The organism is Acetobacter estunensis (assembly GCF_019083805.1).
GTDB classification, from domain to species: Bacteria; Pseudomonadota; Alphaproteobacteria; order Acetobacterales; family Acetobacteraceae; genus Acetobacter; species Acetobacter estunensis_A.
In genome coordinates this window covers 291,585-312,910 of record NZ_JAHRDV010000001.1, presented here as the reverse complement: position 1 = coordinate 312,910, position 21,326 = coordinate 291,585, and the positions used below count along the sequence as shown (strand labels likewise).

The window sequence follows — 21,326 nt, the reverse complement described above, 5'->3', positions numbered from 1 at the left end:
CCTTACTTCGCTCCGCTGGCCGGAGCCGCATCAGAGAAAGGCACGGGCGACACTTTCTGGCCCGGATGAATCTTTTGCAGACCCACGACCACGACGCGATCACCGGCCTTCAGCCCGGATGTCACCACCCAGTCCGTCCCCTGTGTCGCCCCTGTCGTGATGGGACGCTGTGCCACCTTGTCGTCCGCATCCAGCACCACGACCTGCGGATCCCCGTGACTGTTGCGGGTCACAGCCTGCTGGGGAACCAGAATGGCCGCCGGGTCCGTGCCCTCATCGAGCGTGGCATGCACATACATGCCCGGCAGCAACAGTCGGTCAGGATTGGGGAAGAGGGCGCGCACAACGACCGTGGAGGTGTCCTGATCCACGTTCACTTCGCTGAACTGCATCTTGCCGGGAGATTCGTAGGTTGAACCGTCCTCCATCTGGAGCGTCACCGGCACGGAATGATCGGGATTCGTGTGAATCCGCCCCGAGGCCACCTCACGGCGGATGCGCAGCAGCGAAATCGCCGGCAGGTTCACGTCCACGTAAATCGGGTCCAGCTTTGTGACGACTGCCAGATTGGACGTCTGCCCCACCGTCGCCAACGCGCCAACCGTCAGCAGAGAGCGACCGATACGCCCGTCGATGGGAGAATTGACGCGCGTGTAGCGCAGATTGACGGCGGCGGCCTCTACCTGCCCTTTCGCGACGAGAATCTGAGCGTCGGCTGCGCGGGAAGACGCCAGCGCGTCATCATATTCCTGCTTACTGACGGCATGCGCCTTCATGAGCGGCCCATAACGTTCCAGCTTGGCCCGCGCCGTCACGGCATTGGCTTTCGCCTGCGCAAGCTGTCCGGTCGCACTGTCATAGACAGCCTGATAAGCACTGGGATCGATCTGGTAGAGCTGCTGCCCCGCCTTCACATCCGTGCCTTCGACGAAATAGCGCTTGAGGATCACGCCGTTGACCTGCGGGCGCACCATGGCGATCTCGAAGGCCGAGATACGACCGGGCAACTGGGTGTGAACCTGCACCGATTGCGGTTGCAGGGTTAGCACCTCCACCTTCTGCGGCGGAGCGGCGGCTGGTGGAGGTGCCTTGCGCCCGCAGGCTCCCAGCAAAAACAGGCTCGCGATCGAAACACATGTGGCCGAAGCGCGAAGACAGACAGGTCTTTTCACGAGCACATCCCGGGCAACCAAAGGAGAGAAAAGCCGAACCCGCGCCGGATTCTCCGACACGTCTGAGAACCTCGCCACGAATCCGGCTGCATGATGAAATTAAAACTACATAGTTTCCAAAACTACGGTCAAGATGGCAGCGTCGCATTGTCTCATCTGGACAGGGTCATTCCGATGGCGCACACGAAAGATGACATGAACGCGCGCATCCCTCATGAAACCGACTGCTGCGCCGCCGCACGCGGGCCGGGGCGTCCGCCCGAGATGGCGGAATGCGAACGTCGCGAGAAGATTCTCGGCGCGGCCGACAAAGTGTTGCAGACATATGGTTACCAGGCCGCTTCCATGGACAAGGTGGCCCAATGTTCGGGTATGTCCAAGCGCACGCTCTATCAGCTTTTCCCTTCCAAACAGGAACTCTTTCACGCCCTTATCGGAGCCCGCCTGTTCTGCTTTTCTCCTTGCGTGCGTGTCGATGCGGCCACACCCGAGGATGAACTGATCGGACTTTTACAGGATATCGCCGCACGGCTGATCCGTCCCGAGGCCATTGAGCTGATTCGCGCCATCATCGCCAGTGCCTCCGAGTCCGAAGATATCCGTCACATCATGCTGTCGCTCAAGGATGGCGGGGAGACGAATGTCTTCAAACGCTGGCTGCGTGACTATTGCGCCGCTCAGGGACACCCTGAAACCGACATTGAACAGCGTGCGCGTCAGTTGTTTGGCATGACCGTGGGCGAACTCATGCTCAACGCACTGGTCATCAAGAACATCAATGAAGACGACTCACGCGCCTATATCACTTCCGGCGCCCAGCTCTTCCTGAGCGCACTCCACGCCGAATGGAACACTCGGCAATCTGTCTGACAGGGGTTTCGTGTTTTGCCGTCTGACGGCAAGAAGCACATCCCTTTAACAGGCAGGTAGTCGCCGTGCGCCGATCCACTCGTATCGCTCTCATTACTCTCGGCCTCGGCCTTGCCGCCGCGACAACAACCACGCTCGCCCTATGGCAGGTGGACCTGAGGACATTTGCGACACGCAAACTTGCCGCAGCAACAGGACGTGCGGTGCATATCGGCGCGCTCCATGTCACCCCCGGGCAATGGCTGACAGTGGACATGGACGACGTCTCCATCGGCAACATTCCCCACGGCAGCCGCCCCGAAATGATCACGCTCGGTCATCTGCACGGGCATATCCGCCTGACCTCACTGCTGCATGGTCCGATCGAAACACGCGACCTCATCATCACGCGCTTCTCGGGCCTGTTCGAGCGCACGCCCGACCGCACGCCCAACTGGCGTTTCGGCCCGCCTTCTTCTCACCCTGATACGGCTTCCAAATCCTCGGGCATGAGCGGATTTCCCGGCCTGCGTCAGGCCACCATTCATGAGAGCGAGGTCATCTACCGTTCCGCGAAAGGACACTCCTATCGCATCGGACTGGACAACGTGACGCTCGTATCGTCTGACGATCACGCGCCGCTGCGGATGAACGTATCCGGTTCTTACAACGCCGCCCCCATCGTCCTGACTGCGCAACTCGGGCCTATAACGACGCTGCGACAGAGCAATCGCCCCGCCACACTCGATCTACACGCCACGTCCGGCGATCTGACGCTCGATCTCAACGGCACCGCCACAGATCTGCTCAATTTCGACGGCGTGGATGGCGCGCTCAGGCTGAACACCCCCACATCGGCGCCCCTGATGGCGTTTGCGGGAGAAAAGCCTGATACCTTTCCCCTCGCCCTCGCTCTGGACGGCCACTTCATCCACACGGGCGATGACTGGAAGCTGAGCCATACGCATGGTCATCTGGGTGACAGTCCGATCACGGATGCCGATGTGACCTTCTCGGAAGGCAGCAAAGGTGCACCCGACCGCATCAGCGGCACGATGGATTTTTCCCGGCTGGATCTCAACGCTCTCATTTCGCCCACGAAGTCGGCGCAACCGTCTCGCCCGGACACGGACATTCCTTTTCTTGCGCCCGCCAAACCCGATCCCCTGCTGAACGTGCGGCTCTCCGCCAAGAATGTGCGTTACAATGCCCTCACCTTCACCGATGCGTCCGTCGCACTCGTGCAGAAACCCGGACTGGTGGACGTTCCTTCCCTCGTCTTTGACTGGCTGGGTGGTCACATCGCGGCTTCGGGCATCATCCGCACGGCCGCGCGCGGATCGGACATTCAGGCCAATGTGGATGTCACCCGCGCGGACATCGACCGTTTCCGCAAGCAGGCCGGTTTTGCGCCCATACCCATCAACGGGAGCCTTTCCCTGCGCGCCGCAGTCACCGCGCAAGGCGTGCGCACACTCAATCAGGCCACCCGGATCGCCGATCTTCAGGCGGTTGCCGGAATGAACGAAGGTGCCATCGCGCAGGAAGTCATCGGCGTCGCCTCCACCGATATCGGCCTGCTTTTCCGCCGCAAGGGTGGCACGACACCCGTTACCTGTCTGCTCGGCGCCCTCACCCTACATCAGGGGAACGGCACGGTGATGCCCCTGCGTATCCGCACGGGTATCGGCTCCATTGTGGGCGCGGCCCGCTTCGACCTTGTCGCCCGTCGCTTCGATCTTGCGTTTCAGAGTCGGGCAGCGGCAGCACTCGCACTCGATATTCCCATTCGGGTCAGCGGTCCGTTCGATCGTCCCGCCATTGGACTGGCCGGCTGGTCAGACGGCGGACGGGCGCTGCTCAAATCGGCAAACACGATCACAACGCTGCCTCCCGCGCTCGTCAGCTTCTCAACCGGCCGCGCCTGTCTGCGCCCTGTGCCCTGAGCACGCAACCGCCCCGACCGTCGCGCAGTTGACGCCGACCCCGCTCTTCCGCGATAACGCCTTTTCCGTCGCCCGAAAGGGACGGACCTCGTGATTTGTATGGCCGGCTTGCGGCGAGGTTAAAGAAACGCGCTAAAGAGGCTCTGGCATGGATCGGCGCATCCGCCAGGTTTCCACGGTCGATTACCCTCGCACGGGGGCGCGCTTCGATCCGTCACATCCGGGTCACGTGCTTCCTGCGGGCAGAACGGAACCGAGATCATCCATGACTGACACGACCGTCCCGTCCAATACGTCCGACATCTCCCGTTCATGGCGTTCCGCCACCCGCCTAATCCATGGTGGGGTCGAGCGCACGCCTTACGGCGAGACGAGTGAGGCCATTTTCCTCACCTCCGGCTTTGCTTATGACAGCGCCGAGCAGGCCGCCGCCACCTTCACCGGCGAAGCCACGCATTATCAATATTCCCGTTTCGGCAATCCTACGGTGGACGCTCTTCAGCGTCGTCTGGCCGAAATCGAGGGCGCGGAAGCCTGCGTTGCCACGGCCACGGGCATGGGCGCCGTCTCATCCGCCCTGCTCGCGCAGGTAAAAGCGGGAGACCGTGTCGTCGCATCCCGCGCGCTGTTCGGCTCATGCCACTGGATCATCGCCAACCTGCTCCCCCGCTACGGTGTGGAGACAGTGTTCGTGGACGGCGGCGATCTGAACGCATGGGCTGAAGCTCTGAGCAAGCTCACAGCCGCCGTACTGCTGGAAAGCCCGTCAAACCCCATGCTCGATGTGCTCGATCTGCGCGCCATCAGCGATCTTGCGCATAAGGCCGGCGCCATCGTCGTGGTGGACAACGCCTTTGCGTCTCCCGTCTATCAGAAGCCCCTCGAACTGGGGGCGGATGTGGTGGTGTATTCCTGCACCAAACACATCGACGGTCAGGGCCGCGTGCTTGGCGGGGCCATCCTTGGCCGCAAGGAATGGATCGACGAGACCGTGCTGCCGTTCACACGCAACACTGGCAATGCACTCTCCCCCTTCAATGCGTGGGTGATGCTCAAAGGGCTGGAAACGCTGAACCTGCGCGTGGACGCCATGACCCGCAACGCCGCCATCGTGGCCGACTGGCTGGCGCAGGCGCCGGGCATCGTCAGCGTCCGCTATCCGGGCCGGGCCGACCATCCCCAGCACGAACTGGCCAAAAAGCAGATGAGCGGCTTCGGTTCGCTGGTTGCGTTCGAGGTCGCGGGCGGCCAAGCGGGTGCGTTCGCGTTTCTCGATGCGCTGCGCGTGATCCTGATCTCCAATAATCTTGGAGACGCGCGTTCATTGGCCACACACCCCGCCACCACCACCCATATGAAGATCGGCCCTGAGGAACGCGCCCGTCTGGGCATTTCCGATGGCGCGATCCGCCTGTCCGTGGGACTGGAAGATTCCGCCGATCTGATAGACGATCTGGCGCGTGGCGCGGCCGCTCTCACGGCGCGCGGTTTCGCGCCCGCGCGCTGACACATCCGTTTACGGAAAAGGAAACGATCCGACATGTCCTCACGGCCACCAATGCCGCCGAAACTCTTCACCGATCCTGAAGAGGCGCTGAACGAAGCGATCGCGGCGCTGCCGGCCTATGAGGACACCACGGAGAACATCCATGTCGTCGTCCGGCCGTTCTGGCTGGATGACCAGTCCCAGCCGGACGAACAGTCCTATTGCTGGGGCTACCGCATCCGCATCGAGAATCTGGGCGACCACCCCGTTCAGCTTCTCGAGCGCATGTGGGAAATCATCGACGCGCAGGGACAAATCGAACGTATCCGTGGTGAAGGCGTGGTGGGCGAACAGCCCCTGATCGAACCGGGGAACGCCTTCGAATACACCTCCGGCGCCTCCCTCGACACACCCAGCGGCATCATGCGCGGCAGCTACCGCATGGAGGACGCGACGACCGGACGCCATTTCGACATCCGCATTCCGCCCTTCAGCCTCGACTGCCCTTATCACGCCGGTCTCGTGCACTGAGCGCGCCCCGGATTCCAGTTCCGATCAGCCAGAGAGCTTTCATGACCACATCCGTCCCGCCGTCCCGCCCCTCCCGTGAGGAGGCCGAGGAAGCCGTTCGCGTTCTCCTCAGTTGGGCCGGTGAGGATCCCCAACGAGAGGGTCTTCTGGACACGCCCTCTCGTGTGGTGCGTTCCTATGATGAGTTCTTCGAGGGCTACCAGATCAATCCCGAAGAGTTGCTGGCGCGCACCTTCTCGGAAGTGGAGGATTACGACGAGATCGTCCTCCTGCGCGATATCCGCATCGAGAGCCACTGCGAACACCACATGGTGCCCATCATCGGACGCGCGCATGTGGCCTATCTGCCGCGCCGTCGCGTGGTGGGCATCTCCAAACTGGCCCGCGTGGTGGACGCCTATTCCCGGCGCTTCCAGATTCAGGAGCGCCTGACGGCCCAGATCGCCAACACGATCAACACGGTGCTGGAACCTTATGGCACCGCCGTCATCATCGAGGCCGGACACCAGTGCATGACCACACGCGGCGTGCATCGTCCCGGTGTGTCGATGGTGACAAGCCGGATGCTCGGCGTTTTCCGCGAAAACTCCGACACACGGCGCGAACTTCTCTCGATGCTCAACCGTCCCGCACTGGGCGATCAGTTCACCTGAGCGCCACGCTCACCGCTTCTTAAACCGGTCGTGCCACCGTCAGAACATGACACGCACGACCGCCGATTCCACCGTCTCAGAACACCCTCCCGAAACCGGAGAAGCGCTTCAGCTTGCCGGACGTTTTCCTGAAGCCGAGGCGGATTACCGGGCCCGTCTCTCAGCCAATCCCGACGACGCGCGAACACTCAGTAATTACGGTGGCCTCCTCTGCTCTCTCGGCGTCTTCGAACCGGCCCTGCAAAAGCTGACCCGTGCCGTGACACTGGATCCGAAGTTAGCGGATGCGTGGTCCAATCTCGGCAATGCGCTTCAGTCGCTCCAGCGTCATGACGAGGCGATCACCGCCTATTCCAACTGTCTGCGCCTTAATCCGGGACAAGCGTTGGCCCTGAGCAACCTCGGTGTCGCGCTGGATTGTCGTGGGCAACATGAACTGGCCCAGAAGTTTCACAAGGCTGCCGTCAATCTTGCCCCCGAGAACGCCGAAAATCGCACGAACCATGCCATCTCGCTGCTTGCCAGCGGAAATTACAAAGATGGGTTCGAGGAATACGAATGGCGCTGGAAAACCCGAACCACGAAGTGGCACGGGATCGAGGGGCCGTTGTGGAATGGGGAAGCCTTTCCTGACAAGACGCTTCTCATTCACACCGAGGGCGGCTTTGGAGACATGATCCAGTTTGCCCGGTTCCTTCCTCTGGCGGCCAAACGCGGTGGCCATGTGATCGTGCGCATGCGCCCGGAACTGCATACCCTGTTGTCACATTCCTTTCCCGCTCTCACATTCGTGACGGAAAACGACCCAATTCCTCCGCACGATCTACAATGCCCGATCCTGTCTCTCCCACGCGCTCTGGGAATCACATTGGACACATTGCCTTCTTCCGAAGGCTTTCTTCATTCCGATCCAGAGAAGGTCCGTTTCTGGGCAGAGCGGTTGACACAGGACACGCCCGGTCAACGCCCTCTGCGCATCGGTCTCGTGTGGGCTGGTGCGCCGCACAGGGAAATTCGTGAAGCAGAAATCGCCGATCGCAGGCGTTCCACCACACTCGCCACACTCGCACCTCTGGTCCGGAGTGCCCCGGAAGCCGTGTTTTACAGCCTGCAGATCGGTGAACAGGCGTTTCAGGCCAAAACACCGCCTGTCGGCATGCGGCTTATCGATCACACAGCCGATCTGCACGATTTTGAAGACACGGCGGCCCTGATCTCCAACCTTGATCTCGTGATTGCCGTGGACACCTCCACAGCCCATGTAGCGGCGGGACTTGGTAAACCCGTCTGGCTCCTGTCGCGCTACGACCAGTGCTGGCGCTGGCTCTCCGGCCGAACCGACTCACCTTGGTATGACACGGTAAAAATCTATCAGCAGGATCGACCGCTGGACTGGTCGGGACCACTGAAAATTTTAAAAAATAATTTAGAAATTTTATATAAATCTTTCAAATAAAATGAATTAAAGGGATAATAAAGTGAAATATCAACAAGCAAATACAGACCTTTTTGGGCTAAAAGTAATAGACGAAGAGCCAGAAACAAATATATATAGAAATATTTTATACATACCAAGATCAAAACTAAACACAGATAAAGACGTGGAATATGGAATATATGATCAATTTGGAAGATTGATAACCAATGCTTCTACAAGAAGGGGATGGCCAAACCATTCTGTTGGACAATCCACTTCTTCTTGCATCAATCCATTAGGAGATCATAATCGAGCTGAAGATTATATTTATTTTTATGGAGGCCACATATCAAACCATTTTGGACATTTTATTACAGAGACATTGCCTAGATTTTGGTGTCAACCACACATATATCAAAATAAAAAAATTTTAATACATAGCGCTTTTGACTTAAATTATCTTTTTTCATTAGCTTGGGTTAAAAAATTTTTTCCTTTTTAGATCTAAAGAAGGAAAATTTCATTATTTTCAATCACGCAACAAAGATACATAATTTAATTGTTTCTGCCGCGTCTTTTGAAGAAAATCATTTTTCTCACAAAATTTTTGCAACTTTTTGCAATTCTCTTGGGCATCTTCATGGTCAATCTTATGAAACAACAAAACCGATTTATCTTTCTAGATCTCGTTTTTCAGGTATGCGCAAATTTAAAAACGAAGAAAAAATTGAAGAGCACCTCTCAAAAATGGGATTTGATATTGTTCACCCACAAGAACATAGCATTGAAATTCAATTAGGCATTTTTAATCCCGCAAGACCCGTCTGCGGATTTATTGGCTCTGCGTTTCACAATAGCATTTTTTCCTACTCACCAAAAGGAATCGCTCTTTGTCATGGTGATCGGTATTCTTCCAATTTTTATTTAATGGACAAAATAAATAATGCAAAAATATCCTATGTACAAACACCAAGTTTACAGAAAAATAGCGATCATTATGGTGATATGGTTATCAAAGATCCAGAACACTTAAGTCTTTTCATTTATGATTTAATAAAATCTAGAATATGGGAAAACTCAAATTCTCAAAAAACAGAACATAACCACGGTGTTATTGAGAAATATAAATTAATTAGTATCCATAATAAATTTCTTCTAGTAGAAAAACGCACTGGAATCGTAACATCCAAGAATGAAAAAACAGATGACTATGAATATTTATACGTAAATTTCACAGATAAAAACAATGCGTTTATAGAATCAGAAAGCAAAATATGCTTAACACTACAAGGTGAATCACGATGCCTTCGGAAAATTAAATATGATATTTACAGAGATGGTAATTTTGTATCATTTTTAAATAAAACTCAAAATAGATTTCTCTCATCATCACCGGACGGAAAATTAATGTGTGACAGAAAAGAATTGCACGAATGGGAATTATTTAAATTGGTAAAGTAAAAATTAATTATGTAAACAGAAAGAACTACATAATGACATAAATATATAAATTATTGATATGTCATATGAAAAAACGCATCACCCCGGTTAGCTCTCAAAATCTTTTTGGAAATTCAAGGATGAGCGTTTCGGCGTAGCATGATGTTTCCCATAGCAATGTGGAGCATGGCTTCTGCGACATCGATTCACTGTTCGTAGTCCTTTACCAGGCGACGCCAGCGGATAACATCAAGGATCATCTGACCGCCTGCGCTGTCTGAAATATCGGCAGGAGTGAGCCTGACCAGAAGAAGCCGGCCATCCGTATCAACCGCGATGTGGCACTTGCGACCAACGATCTTCTTGCCTGCGTCAGAACCCCGGCCTGCCACATGGGCGCCTTGATGCTTTGGCTGTCGATAACACCGCCTGAGGGACTGGCCTCGCGTTCAGCTGCCTCCCGATCCAGCATTAGACAGACATCATGAATGGTCTGAAACAGAAAACGGCGCATCAACCTGCAGAACCACCAGTAAACCGTCTGCCATGGACCGAAGTGAACCGGCAGCATCTCCCACCCGCAGCCTGGACGAACACGATAACGTAGCGCATTGATGATCTCACGGAAATCCGTTGTCCGCTTCCGGCCACGCCGGTGCACAGGCGACATCAGAAGTGTTACGCTCTCCCATTCCTTATCGGTCAGGTTAGACGAATAGCGTCTCGTTTTGCGCGTGATCCCGGCCACCCCGCCTCGCTACTCTGGCGTCCACATTCGTAGCTTGAATCACGCGCCGCACTTCTTAAAAACCCGGTATATCAAATTTCCAAAAAAGGCTCTTACAATCTCCCCCCTTCACAGGGCAACCCAATCCGACAGGCTGCTAATGGCCTGTACAATATAATAGAGTTTCACGGCAGGATCTCCATTTTCTTCGAACCGAATATGAATAGTGCTTCAATCACCATTCCCTTAGCAAAGGTCGACCTCCCCTTGCATGATGGGGCAACTTCCTGTTCGAGAAGCTTTACTTAATCTTCTTATCTATTCCCGCCTTTAATATGTTTTATTCTCTATGTTAAATAAAAACCCTTCTTTACTACTACTATTATAAAATAAAATGAATTACCCATAGATTTCAGATATCCAGCGTGTCCACAGACTGAGACTGGGCGTGCTCCTGAATGAACGCGAACCGCAGTTCGGGTTTGCGCCCCATCAGGCTCTCCACCCGCTCGCGCGTTTCCATCCGGTCTTCAGGCCGCGCCACGACACGCAAAAGCGTGCGCCGTGACGGGTCCATGGTTGTTTCCTTCAGATCCTTGGGCGGCATCTCGCCCAACCCTTTGAAGCGCGAAACTTCAACCTTGGCGTTGGCCTTGAACCCTGAACGTATCTTTCGCTCACGATCGGCGTCATCCATCGCATAGATCGTCTTCGCTCCTTGCGTGAGACGGTAGAGCGGCGGTTGCGCGAGGTAGAGGCGTCCGGCCCGGATCAACTCAGGCAGTTCGCGATAGAAAAAGGTCATAAGCAACGACGCGATATGGGCACCATCCACATCGGCATCCGTCATGATGATGACGCGACCGTAGCGCAGCTTGGTGAGTTCGAAGCGATCTCCCACTCCACACCCCAGAGCCTCGACCAGATCGCTCAGTTCCTGATTACCTCGTAGCTTTTCTGCCGACGCGCTGGCCACGTTCAGTATCTTTCCTCGCAGTGGCAACACTGCTTGAGTCTCACGGTTGCGGGCCTGCTTGGCGGAGCCGCCAGCGGAATCGCCCTCCACCAGAAATATCTCGGTTTCCGCTGCCCGCTCGCGCGTGCAGTCCGTCAGCTTGCCCGGCAAACGCAAGCGCCGGGTCGCGCTCTTGCGCGGCGTCTCTTTCTGCTCACGACGACGCAGACGATCTTCCGCTCGCTCAACCACGAAGGCCAGTAGAGAATCGGCCTGCGTCGGGTTGGCCGAGAGCCAGTGATCGAAACGATCCCGCAATGCGGTCTCGACCAGTTTTGAAGCTCCCGCGCTGGTCAGCTTTTCCTTGGTCTGCCCCTGAAACTGCGGGTCACGAATGAATACGGAGAGCTGCGCTGCGACAACACCAAGAATGTCCTCCGCCGTGACGATGCTCGCCCGCTTGTTAGAGCGTTGCTCACCCCACACACGGAAACCCTTCACGAGAGCCGTGCGGCACCCTGCCTCGTGCGTTCCTCCCTGCGGCGTGGGGATGGTGTTGCAGAACGAGAGGAAACTAGAGGTACCGGATTCGAGGAAGGCGATAGCCCATTCCACCCGACCGCCGTCATCCGGCAACGCCGCCTCACCAGCCCATAGCGGTGCCAGAAGCAGCGCATTGGGACCAAGTTCGTCCGAGAGACTATCCGCCAGACCACCCGGGAAATGAAGGACTGCCTCGACGGGCGTCGTGTCTCCCGCCTTGATCAGCGTAGGATCGCAGGCCCAGCGGATCGTCACCCCACGAAACAGGAACGCCTTGGAGCGGCACAGACGGTACAGGCGAGCAGGTTGAAAAACGTGGGAGCCGAAGATTTCGGGATCCGGCCGAAAGCGGATCTGGGTGCCACGCCTGTTGGGCACGGCTCCTACCTTTTCCAGCGGTGTCTGCGGGATTCCGCGTGCATAAGTCTGACGCCACAACACCCGGTCTCTCGCCACCTCCACCTCAAAGCCTGAGGTCAATGCGTTGACTACGGACGATCCCACACCATGCAGACCACCCGATGTGGCGTAGGACTTTCCGGAGAACTTGCCGCCCGCATGAAGCGTGGTGAGAATGACTTCCAGCGCCGAACGGTCGGGAAAACGCGGGTGCGCATCGACAGGAATGCCGCGTCCATTGTCGCGGATGGTCAGCCAGTTGTCGCGCTCAAGCGTGACGTCGATGGTCGTCGCATGGCCCGCGACAGCCTCATCCATCGAATTGTCCAGAACTTCGGCGGCGAGATGATGCAGGGACGTTTCATCGGTGCCACCGATATACATGCCCGGACGACGCCGTACAGGCTCCAGCCCTTCCAGCACCTCAATGGCGCTGGCATCGTAGTTCCCACCGGACGAAGCCAGCGACTGGGAAGGAGAAGCGGAAGGCTCGGTCTTCTTGGGCGAGGAAGAACCGGCACTCGAGAAGAGATCGCTCATGCCGGGTCTGTCCCTCTTCACGTCTGATTCGTCAAGAACGCCCACACACGGATCGTGACCCGGGCGACGAAATCTCGATCAGATCTTGCGCACCGCGCGGCGGGTTGTACGGCGTGTCCGCGTACTCTTCTCGACAGCAGGAGCCGCACAGGTCTCATAGACCGCTGGCTGCATGATGTCTTTGGCCTGCGCGTAATTGGACAGATCGTGCGCATTATCGAGTGCTGCGACTTCATCGAACATGCCCAGACGCTGCTCACAGAAGATCGTGCCTGACTGTAATCCCCGCTCGGATTGAACATTGGCAAGCTGGGTGATGTAATCGTCATGCTCACGCTGGGCGCTTTTTCCATACATCTTGCGGAAATAGCTATTCAGCTCGGACTCTTCCGCCAGAAGCGTGCTGCGAAACTTGCCAACAAAAGCGTTGTAACGGTCCTGCACCTTGCATGAGAGCGCCGTCACCATCAGCTCGCTCTTGAGACCCTGCACATCGAAGGCTTCGCGCGCCGGGGAACGGCCACAACTGGCGGCCGAGGCTGCGGAACCGAACGAAAGGCCGAGAAAAACCGTTCCGGCAACGGCAAGACGAAGAAAGGCAGAGGCCATGATCGAAGTCTCTCCAGAGAATGAGCGCGGCCGAGATATGCACACGTGGCGCGCCGGTGGCGAGTGTCTTTGTGAAAGTGTGATATCAGGTAATTCTGTCAGATGGCTGTTTTATCGGAGAAATGGCCATACACAAGGGGCCAGCATGCCAGTCATGCAGCCCGAAAGCCGTTTTCGTGCCTGCTTTCCGCCCGCTGACGGAAATACGCGCCTCTTGCATGTGCGGACGGTGGCTTTCAACCACTGCGCGGATGCTCTAGAGCGTGTCGCGATAGCGTTGGATGGCGGAGTCGCCGCCAGACAGCGTGCAGGAAACGATATTCGGCAACCAAGGCGGAGTCTCCGACGTGCGATTGCGAATTCTGGCCATGCCCGTCATGGCCGCCGGCTTTCTGGCCGGATGTACTCATGGTCCCGCTCCGGTCGGTGTTCACGGCACGCCCGATCCTTACCGCAACGTCCGCAATTCGGCCGTTTGCCAGACCACGCCTCCGGTCGCGGGACCGAATGGTGCGCTGGTCAGCACCATGACCGTCCGCAGTGACGATGGACGCTGCGTGCTCTCGGTCACACCGCCCGATGGAGGAGCTTACGCTTCCTTCGGCGTGTCGCCCGAGCCCGAACATGGCAAAGCTTTTCTGTATGGTCTCGATGGACACACACAGATCGCCTACACACCGACACTCGGCTATGCGGGCAACGACACCTTCACGACCATCCTGATCCGTGGCCCCGGTCAGAAGCGTGATACTCTCATCGTGAACGCTACGGTGGACGCCACAGGTGTCGCCGTTCCCAAGCCGGCCGTCACAGCGCCGGAGACCAAGAAGGTCGAAACCAAGGCGAAGACCACCACTCGTCGCCGGGTCACGAGCGCCGCGCGCCGTCGCCGCTAAAGCACAACGACGGGACATTGTGGTCACGACAAACGGGAGGGCTTCGAGCCCTCCCGTTTTGTATTCTCAGATCGAAAACATAATCGGCTCGGCCATCGGCCGGCGCAGCCCCGCGGCTTCTGCCTTGCGCACCAGATCATCCAGCGTCAGGTCTCTGAAGCGCTCCACAATCTTCTGATCTTCTTCACGCCAGAAAGGATCCAGAACCTTGGTGAACAGATCACCGGTTGATCCTTCTTCTCCTTCGCTGTCGGGAGCAATGATCGTGGAGACGATATCCGCAAGACTGATGTCCCGACGGGGCCTGCCCAGCCGATAGCCACCACGTGGTCCGCGCACACTTTCCAGCAAGGAGGACCTCGAAAGAGTTTGAAGCAGCGGCTCGATCCCACGGCGCGCAAGCCCGGCTCGGGTAGCGATGTCTGCCGCATTCACAGTCCCGCTTCGACCAGCATGAAATGCCACATCCAGCATGATCAATATCCCGGTCATCGCGCGATCACGTCGCAGCAGCATGCCGCCTCTCCTCTCTCGGTCTTTTTCACGATGATACCCGACAAAATGACGTCTTGCGACATATGCCGTCCAAGAAAGTGAAAAATCCCCTCCCAGACATTATCCACGTCAATCCGCCGTGCTATCGTCCCTGTCTTTGAGGGGGAAATCCCCATTTTCCTTTTCCACCCAGAAACAGGAAGGCTCCCGCATGGCCGCACATGACCTTTCCCCCGACATGATTTTCTCACTCGCGCCCCCACGCGGACGCGTATTCGACTCCATTGTCGATGTGGTGGGAGGAACGCCCCTTGTCGCCCTGCCCCGTATGACAGCGGAAGATGGTCTTACAGCCCGCGTTCTGCTCAAGCTGGAGTTTTTCAATCCACTCGGCTCGGTGAAGGATCGCATCGGCGCCGCCATGGTTCTGGCGGCTGAGCGCGAAGGCATCATCACACCGGGACGCAGCGTTCTGGTGGAGCCAACCTCCGGCAACACAGGCATCTCCCTCGCCTTTGTGGCGGCCTCCCGAGGATACCGCCTGATTGTGACGATGCCCGAAGGCGCTTCCATCGAACGACGCAAAATGCTGCGTCTGATGGACGCACAGGTGGAGCTCACTCCTTCGCGGCTCGGCATGGCTGGCGCCATTGCCCGGGCGCGCGAGATTCTGGACACCACGCCCGACGCATGGATGCCGGGCCAGTTCGACAATCCGGCCAATCCTCTGGTGCATGAGGAAACCACGGCCGAGGAAATCTGGCAGGACACAGCAGGCAGCGTGGACATCGTCGTCGCCGGGGTCGGGACTGGCGGCACGGCCTCGGGTGTGGCGCATGCGCTCAAACGTCGGAAAAAAGGGGTGGAAGTCTTTGCTGTCGAGCCGGTCGAAAGCGCTGTTCTAAACGGCGACGAGCCGGGACCGCACGGCATTCAGGGCATTGGGCCGGGTTTCTGCCCCGCCACGCTGGACGTGCAGGCGCTGGACGGCGTGATCGCCGTTTCGGAACGTGAAGCTATTGCCGCCGCGCGCCGCTGTGCCCGCATGGATGGCATCCCTATCGGCATTTCCTCGGGCGCTGCACTGCATGCCGCCACGCAGTTGGCGAAACGTCCCGAAAATGCGGGCAAGACGATCGTGAGCATCGCTCCATCATTTGCAGAGCGCTATCTGTCCACGCCGTTGTTCAACGGTCTGTAGGAAAAGAAAGGCCCGACCAGCATTCCTGCGGTCGGGCCTCGCCCCTCATCAATGAAACCGTAACGCTTCTCAGCGCAGTATGATTTCCACACGTCGGTTCTGCGGCTCCCGCGTGTTGTCACCCGTCGGCACCAGAGGATGCGTCTGTCCGAACCCCTGAACCTGAATCAGCGATCCCGCCACGCCGTCGCGCACCAGTTCCGCCTTCACCACGTTCGCACGCCGCAGCGACAGTTCCATGTTGTAGCGCTCGCCCCGCTTGCCGGGATGAGCGGCGGAAGTGTCGGTGTAGCCTGACACCTCGATCCGCGTGAGCGCCGTGTGGGACGTGGCCTGCGCGGCTACGGCCACGATCGCACGCGCACGATCGGTCAAATCACTATGATCCCAGTCAAAGAAAACGAGATAGGTCCGGGCGCTGGCAGGCACCGGCACCAGCGGCTCCGTCTGAGGCGGTGGCGGAGGAGGAGCCGGATTGAACTCGTAACGCAGGCCCAGCATCAGTGAATGGTTGAAGTCGGTCTTGGTGTCGTGATGTCCACCCGCCAGACCTTCTTCCTTGGGCAGATTGGTGCTTCCTCCGACATTGCCATATGCAACGGCATTGTAGGATTGCGGCGCGAGCATGGTCCAGAAGCGATATTCCGCCGTGGCGGACAGACCCACAACCCACGGCACCGGGAACGACAGCCCGAACATGCCCTGATAGGTGAAGCCGCCAAAGGTGCCGCGCATGCTCTCCTGAATGTTCCGCCCCGGCGACATGGAGCGGAAACTCGCATCCATATGACTCCACCCATAGCCAATGCCAGCACCGAAATAGGGGAACAGCCAAGGCTTACCGATATCGAGATCGAACAGCGCATTGGCCATGAAACCATAGGTCTGACGTCGCCCGTCGCCTTTGGTTTTCATCGTGGCCGTGCCCAGATCGCGATAATCCGAATTGCGGTAGTTGCCTTCCATCTCGACACGGAAACCGTTGCCGAGACCATACCCAACCGAACCCAGTCCGACCGCGCCGGTTTTCCAGCGGTCACGACCATAAGGCAGAGAGCGACTCATACGAACCTGCTGGTCCTGATTGAACGTCGCACCGCCTTCGCCTGCGATGTACCATCCCTGCACAGGCTGTGCATGGGCTGCGGAAGCAAGAAGACCGAGGATGAGCGGCGCCGACAGGACAGACCCTGCAAGAAACCCTTTACGCAGCTTCATCACCTTCTCCTCATGTCCGCTTCGCCGATCCATTTCCTGCGGATCGTAAGCGACGCGACCGGCACCCATACCCATTCGTCCCGCCCTGTTTTGCTGAAACCCGTTGTTCGTGCAACTCGCAAAGAGATGTATCCGCCCTGCACACACGCCTGCGCGCCGCTCCGTTACGTGACAATCAGCCCCTAAAAGGTCGGACAGTTCCGCTTCGCCAAAGCAAAGCCACGCAAGGTGTAACTTTTCCGCAACATGTATTGTCAATCCTGTAGCACCTGTGCCTCAAAAGGCGGTTCAAGATCCTCTGTCTCGAACTCCAGCACCCACAAATCCGGATCGCGCCGGACTTGTCGGTCCACATAAGCTGCGGCCTCTTCTTCAGAAACGGGAGCGATTCCCGTGCCTCTTATCCATGCGCGGCGACCTTCTCCCGTGATCGTGCGCGTCAACACCACGGCCTGTCGCGCACGGTTCACGAGGATCGCAAGCACCCCGCCCGCATCCTCGTCTCCCTTGCGCAGACGCACGGCTCCCCGCCCGCTCATGTTCGCCTGACGTAACACAGCGGACACCCACAGCCCTGTCTTCAGACGTGGCTCGTCATGCTCTCTCATTCTGCGGCAGCTTCTTCCAATCCGGTGTCTTCGGGCATCATGGCCAGCGCCGCGGAATAAGCCGTATGATTTTCGATAAGGGAACGCGCCAGTTCGAGATCGAGATCGCTGCCAAGGGCCGCAGGACACGCCTTGCGAATGTCGAGAATACGCGACACCCCCACCGGATAGCGCACATTGCGGGACGCGAGAACAGCGGAAGAATCGGCCGCCTTGCCCGCCTCCAGCGCTTTGAGCTGCCGCTCTGAGTCCAGCGCCCCCCGACTCGTACACAATTGCGGCATCACGCCCAATCCCTGCAAAGGCCACCCCAAAGGCGCGATCACCCGGCTCCACGTCACAAACAGTTCTCCGCGATCCGGCAACTGCGCCACAGTCTGCACCAGCCCCTTGCCCAGAGTGGAACTCCCCACCACCACCGCACGCCGGTGATCGGCCAGAGCTGCCGCCAGAATCTCGGCGGCACTTGCGGTCCGCCCGTCCACCAGCACCACGACAGGCAGATGATTGAGCATGTCACCGCCCTGCACAGCCCAGACATGATTGGCTTGCGGATCCCGTCCCTTCGTGATGGCGGCCACGCCATTGTCGAGAAGAAGAGCCGCAGCCGTAACCGCCTGTTGTAGAACCCCACCCCGGTTACCGCGCAGATCCAGCACCACGCCACGTAGATGCCGGTCCTGTGTCGCCTGATCGAGATATTGGCTCATCTCCTCCGCCGTTTCGGATGAAAAGGACGTCAGGCGAAGAATAACCATGGAACCGGAACTGAACGCGAAAACCGTCTCGGGCGGCACACGGGCGCGTTGAAACGTCAATGTCCGCATTCTGTGAGACACAGGAGAGAAGAAGCGCACGGATACCCGGCTGCCTTCTTCTCCCTCCAGCATGTCGCGAACTTCCGTCGCACTGCGCCCCGTCACACTACGTCCGTTCACCGCCAGGATATGGTCTCCCACATCCACGCCTGCGGGCCATGCCGGCCCGTTGGTGTTGACAGCACTGACCACGAACGCACGTCCGCTTCGGGTCCGTCCCCCGGAATGAGACGGCATTTCTACGGTGCTTTCGGTCACCGCCAGTCCAAGGCCAGCCTGTGCGCCGCTGCGCCGCGTCCGATCCGTCTCGGCAGGTGCCGGTGCTACATACCGGGAATAGGGGTCGAGATGATTGAAGATTTCATCGAAGACACTCTGCGTAAGCCCTGTTTGTCCGGCCGTCCTGAGAGTGTCCGAATGTTGCCATGCCGCGGCAAGCAGATCGGTCACGACATCCGCCCATGCCCCGACATCCGTCTCCAGCGGCACAGGGCGACGGATGAGAACATCCTGTCCCTGCATGAGCACAAGACCGTCCGGTCCTTCCGCCACATGCAGCGCTGGATCCAGCGCACCGATCCCCCCCAGTCCCCACAGCGAAAACTGCCGGGCTGTGTGGGGTTGAAGCGTACGGGGAGAGAGAAACTCCATGGCCGTCATAAACACAGAATGCAAAAGTGTCGTGTCCGGCCCCATACCTACCGCCACAGGCGCATCAGTCGTGGCAGATGCGGAACCCTGTGTTGCGGGAGCAATGCTCTCCGTGGCGGGCGCAACAGCAGCTTGCGCACAGGCAGCCGTCACCAGCAACCAGACCACCAGAAGAAGAACCGATGAGGTCAATCGGGCGTAACCACGCCGCAAGCGGACGCAGGCAGACATAAAACTCTGCCGCCGAAGGCGTTCCACCATCCTCAATGCGTGACGACCAGGCGGACAGTTCCTTACAGAAGGATCAAGCCGTCTCGGACGTCTCCGAAAAACGGGCGACATCGTACTGTCAGCTTCTCGGGAGAAGACGCTATTGCGGCCGAACACGCCCACTCTCCCTCACCCGATTCCCCGTTGATCCACTTTCGAAAAACAGCAGACCGGTTGTTCTCTCATCCGTCAACGCGACCTGCTGCCGGACGGGGTCGCATTCGTAACATGGCCGCCACGTTCTGCAACCTCGCCACACCATGTCAGCAGTCGCGCGGATGACACAGCCGCCACGCAAGCCGCCCGCCCCTCCGTTGCCGCCAGATGGACGGCAAGCGCTGCGCGATCCTCTTCGAGCTCTTCCACACCATCGAACAGGCTGCGATGACACAGCAGATCGGCGTACCGGCGGATAGGACTGGTGACATGCGTATACACATCCAGCGCCAGTGCGTGATGGGGAGCCGGGCATGGAGATGCAAACGCAGGCAGGCGACTGGGGTTCACTCCCTGTCCTTTGGGATGGACACGGAACAGCCCCGCATGAGGCGCATTGCGCATGAGTCGAGCCGCCGCATGATTGGCCATCACCATGAACCGCTCGATCATCCGGTGACTGGCCAAAGACACATCGCAGTAAGGAATGGGCTGCCCGTTTTCCCAACGGAATTGCGGAACCGCTTGCGTATCCTCACAGCGGGTTACGCCGCGCCGCACCTCTACTGCAGCAAGAGCCCGATCGACCGCACGTAACGCCCCGATCATGGCAGGCGGAATACGTTGCGGAGGTTTCTCCTTCCCGTCGAGCACGGCCTGCATCCGCTCATAGGTCAGGCGCGCGTGACTGCGCATGAATCCACGGCGCAGTTCAGCACCTTCCAACTCTCCACCTGCCGAGAGGCGTAGATCGAAGAGAACACAGGGCCGGCCCTCATTCGGGCGCAAAGAACACAGATCTTCGGACAGGCGTGGCGGCAGCATCGGCACCACCCGGTCCGGCAGATAAACCGAATGCCCACGACGCCGCGCCTCACGATCGAGGGCCGAATCTTTGGTGACATAATGCGCGACATCGGCAATGGCGACGACGAGGCGCAATCCTGTCTCCATCTCTCCGGCCCAGACCGCATCGTCAAAGTCACGAGCGTCCACGCCATCGATGGTCAGCAGTGGTAACTCACGCACATCCAGACGACTCTGTTTTCTGGCCGTCGCCTCATCCATCGGCTGGCAGGCTGCGGCTTCGCGCAACACCTCATCGGGAAAAACTTCAGGAAGTCCGGCTTCAAGCTGACATGCCAGCATGAGCGTTGCAGGCTGGTCCTGAGTGCCCAGAACGCGACGGATACGCCCATCGGGCGCGCGCATCACCACACTGCCCGTGCCCTCCATCGCGGATGGATCGGTCAAATCCACCCCTTCCGGGGCGCAACAACCATCCACCGTGCGCAAGACGCCTATGGTTTCGCCCCCATCCGCATCCAGAAGGCGCAGCACACGCCCGGCAAAGCGCCCCGGCCCCAAGGAAGTAAGGCGGGCCAGCACCCGGCTTGCCAGACGCGGGCGCACAAAATGGACAGCATCTGTACGCAAAAAGACGACTGGCGGAATCGCGCCTGCCAAGGGTGGAGCTTTTGCAAACCACGCGATCAATCCACCGTGGCGGTCCTGCCCCGTCACCACCAACTCCGCCACGCGCGGAAGATCACGCATCCCGCGCAACTGCCCGGCCAGTGCGGGATCGCAGAACACACCCTCCAGCGTCATTTCCCGCAGCAGCGCCTTCAATGCGCCCTTGGCGGAAGGAGCAAGTCCCAGACGCCGCAGGATTTCTAGAGGCGTGAGGGGTTCCTCAGCCTGACGCAAAAGACAAAGAAGCGCATCCCGGTCCAGAGACATGCG

Annotated in this window: 18 protein-coding genes, 1 pseudogene and 1 riboswitch; of the genes and pseudogenes, 10 read left to right on the top strand and 9 right to left on the bottom strand. The window is 58.3% G+C overall.

Annotated features, from left to right (window positions below; all coding sequences use genetic code 11):
* Positions 1-2: 2 nt before the first annotated feature.
* Positions 3-1,172: an efflux RND transporter periplasmic adaptor subunit gene (locus tag KUA11_RS01595; protein ID WP_408744129.1), complete on the bottom strand. Its 1,170-nt coding sequence runs from the start codon at positions 1,170-1,172 to the stop codon at positions 3-5.
* Between the two features lie 195 nt (positions 1,173-1,367).
* Here KUA11_RS01595 and KUA11_RS01590 point away from each other — a divergent pair, with 195 nt between their 5' ends.
* The 8 genes from KUA11_RS01590 to KUA11_RS01555 all read left to right on the top strand — a co-directional run bounded on the left by KUA11_RS01590 (position 1,368) and on the right by KUA11_RS01555 (position 9,515).
* Entirely contained in the window at positions 1,368-2,042 is a 675-nt protein-coding gene (locus KUA11_RS01590; protein ID WP_217408841.1) for a TetR/AcrR family transcriptional regulator, read from the top strand.
* A gap of 65 nt (positions 2,043-2,107) precedes the next feature.
* Positions 2,108-3,967 carry an AsmA family protein gene (locus KUA11_RS17800; RefSeq protein WP_217408842.1) on the top strand — a complete coding sequence of 620 codons (1,860 nt, stop codon included), beginning with the start codon at positions 2,108-2,110 and terminating at the stop codon, positions 3,965-3,967.
* A gap of 77 nt (positions 3,968-4,044) precedes the next feature.
* A riboswitch (SAM riboswitch) is annotated at positions 4,045-4,124 on the top strand.
* Positions 4,125-4,232: 108 nt separating this feature from the next.
* The gene (metZ, locus tag KUA11_RS01580; protein WP_217408843.1) at positions 4,233-5,474 is read left to right on the top strand and encodes an O-succinylhomoserine sulfhydrylase; all 1,242 of its coding nucleotides are present in this window, start codon (positions 4,233-4,235) and stop codon (positions 5,472-5,474) included.
* A 33-nt stretch (positions 5,475-5,507) separates the two neighbouring features.
* On the top strand, positions 5,508-5,984 hold the full coding sequence (gene apaG / locus KUA11_RS01575) for a Co2+/Mg2+ efflux protein ApaG (RefSeq protein WP_166313380.1): 477 nt from the start codon (positions 5,508-5,510) through the stop codon (positions 5,982-5,984).
* 41 nt (positions 5,985-6,025) lie between these two features.
* Positions 6,026-6,637, top strand: a complete 612-nt coding sequence (gene folE / locus KUA11_RS01570) for a GTP cyclohydrolase I FolE (protein ID WP_217408844.1) — start codon at positions 6,026-6,028, stop codon at positions 6,635-6,637.
* Between the two features lie 46 nt (positions 6,638-6,683).
* The gene (locus tag KUA11_RS01565; RefSeq protein WP_217408845.1) at positions 6,684-8,093 is read left to right on the top strand and encodes a tetratricopeptide repeat protein; all 1,410 of its coding nucleotides are present in this window, start codon (positions 6,684-6,686) and stop codon (positions 8,091-8,093) included.
* A gap of 22 nt (positions 8,094-8,115) precedes the next feature.
* The gene (locus tag KUA11_RS01560) at positions 8,116-8,556 is read left to right on the top strand and encodes a glycosyltransferase family 61 protein (protein WP_217408846.1); all 441 of its coding nucleotides are present in this window, start codon (positions 8,116-8,118) and stop codon (positions 8,554-8,556) included.
* Positions 8,541-9,515, top strand: coding sequence for a glycosyltransferase family 61 protein (locus tag KUA11_RS01555; protein WP_217408896.1), 975 nt, complete (start codon positions 8,541-8,543; stop codon positions 9,513-9,515). Before KUA11_RS01560 ends, KUA11_RS01555 begins: the two co-directional genes overlap by 16 nt.
* A 113-nt stretch (positions 9,516-9,628) precedes the next feature.
* Here the strand turns inward: KUA11_RS01555 and KUA11_RS01550 are convergent.
* From KUA11_RS01550 to KUA11_RS01540, 3 genes and pseudogenes are all read right to left on the bottom strand, one after another.
* Positions 9,629-10,242 (bottom strand): annotated as a pseudogene (locus KUA11_RS01550) (IS5 family transposase).
* A 391-nt stretch (positions 10,243-10,633) separates the two neighbouring features.
* Positions 10,634-12,658, bottom strand: a complete 2,025-nt coding sequence (gene parE / locus KUA11_RS01545) for a DNA topoisomerase IV subunit B (protein WP_217408847.1) — start codon at positions 12,656-12,658, stop codon at positions 10,634-10,636.
* A 78-nt stretch (positions 12,659-12,736) separates the two neighbouring features.
* Positions 12,737-13,267 carry a hypothetical protein gene (locus KUA11_RS01540; RefSeq protein ID WP_217408848.1) on the bottom strand — a complete coding sequence of 177 codons (531 nt, stop codon included), beginning with the start codon at positions 13,265-13,267 and terminating at the stop codon, positions 12,737-12,739.
* A gap of 347 nt (positions 13,268-13,614) precedes the next feature.
* Between KUA11_RS01540 and KUA11_RS01535 the strand changes: the two genes are divergently transcribed.
* Positions 13,615-14,163 carry a hypothetical protein gene (locus tag KUA11_RS01535; protein ID WP_217408897.1) on the top strand — a complete coding sequence of 183 codons (549 nt, stop codon included), beginning with the start codon at positions 13,615-13,617 and terminating at the stop codon, positions 14,161-14,163.
* 66 nt (positions 14,164-14,229) lie between these two features.
* Here the strand turns inward: KUA11_RS01535 and KUA11_RS01530 are convergent, their stop codons facing one another.
* Complete coding sequence (locus tag KUA11_RS01530; protein WP_217408849.1) at positions 14,230-14,679, bottom strand: RrF2 family transcriptional regulator; 450 nt, start codon at positions 14,677-14,679, stop codon at positions 14,230-14,232.
* A gap of 190 nt (positions 14,680-14,869) precedes the next feature.
* On the opposite strand from KUA11_RS01530, the gene cysK reads away from it, so the two are divergent.
* Entirely contained in the window at positions 14,870-15,859 is a 990-nt protein-coding gene (gene cysK, locus KUA11_RS01525; RefSeq protein WP_302480860.1) for a cysteine synthase A, read from the top strand.
* A 69-nt stretch (positions 15,860-15,928) separates the two neighbouring features.
* Here the strand turns inward: cysK and KUA11_RS01520 are convergent, their stop codons facing one another.
* From KUA11_RS01520 to KUA11_RS01505, 4 genes are all read right to left on the bottom strand, one after another.
* Positions 15,929-17,077: an OmpA family protein gene (locus tag KUA11_RS01520; protein ID WP_217408899.1), complete on the bottom strand. Its 1,149-nt coding sequence runs from the start codon at positions 17,075-17,077 to the stop codon at positions 15,929-15,931.
* A gap of 254 nt (positions 17,078-17,331) precedes the next feature.
* Positions 17,332-17,685, bottom strand: a complete 354-nt coding sequence (locus KUA11_RS01515) for a DUF1491 family protein (RefSeq protein ID WP_217408850.1) — start codon at positions 17,683-17,685, stop codon at positions 17,332-17,334.
* The gene (locus KUA11_RS01510) at positions 17,682-19,385 is read right to left on the bottom strand and encodes a S41 family peptidase (protein WP_254454600.1); all 1,704 of its coding nucleotides are present in this window, start codon (positions 19,383-19,385) and stop codon (positions 17,682-17,684) included. The genes KUA11_RS01515 and KUA11_RS01510 overlap by 4 nt, the downstream gene beginning before the upstream one ends.
* 228 nt (positions 19,386-19,613) lie before the next feature.
* Positions 19,614-21,323, bottom strand: coding sequence for an RNB domain-containing ribonuclease (locus tag KUA11_RS01505; RefSeq protein ID WP_217408852.1), 1,710 nt, complete (start codon positions 21,321-21,323; stop codon positions 19,614-19,616).
* Between the last annotated feature and the right edge of the window lie 3 nt (positions 21,324-21,326).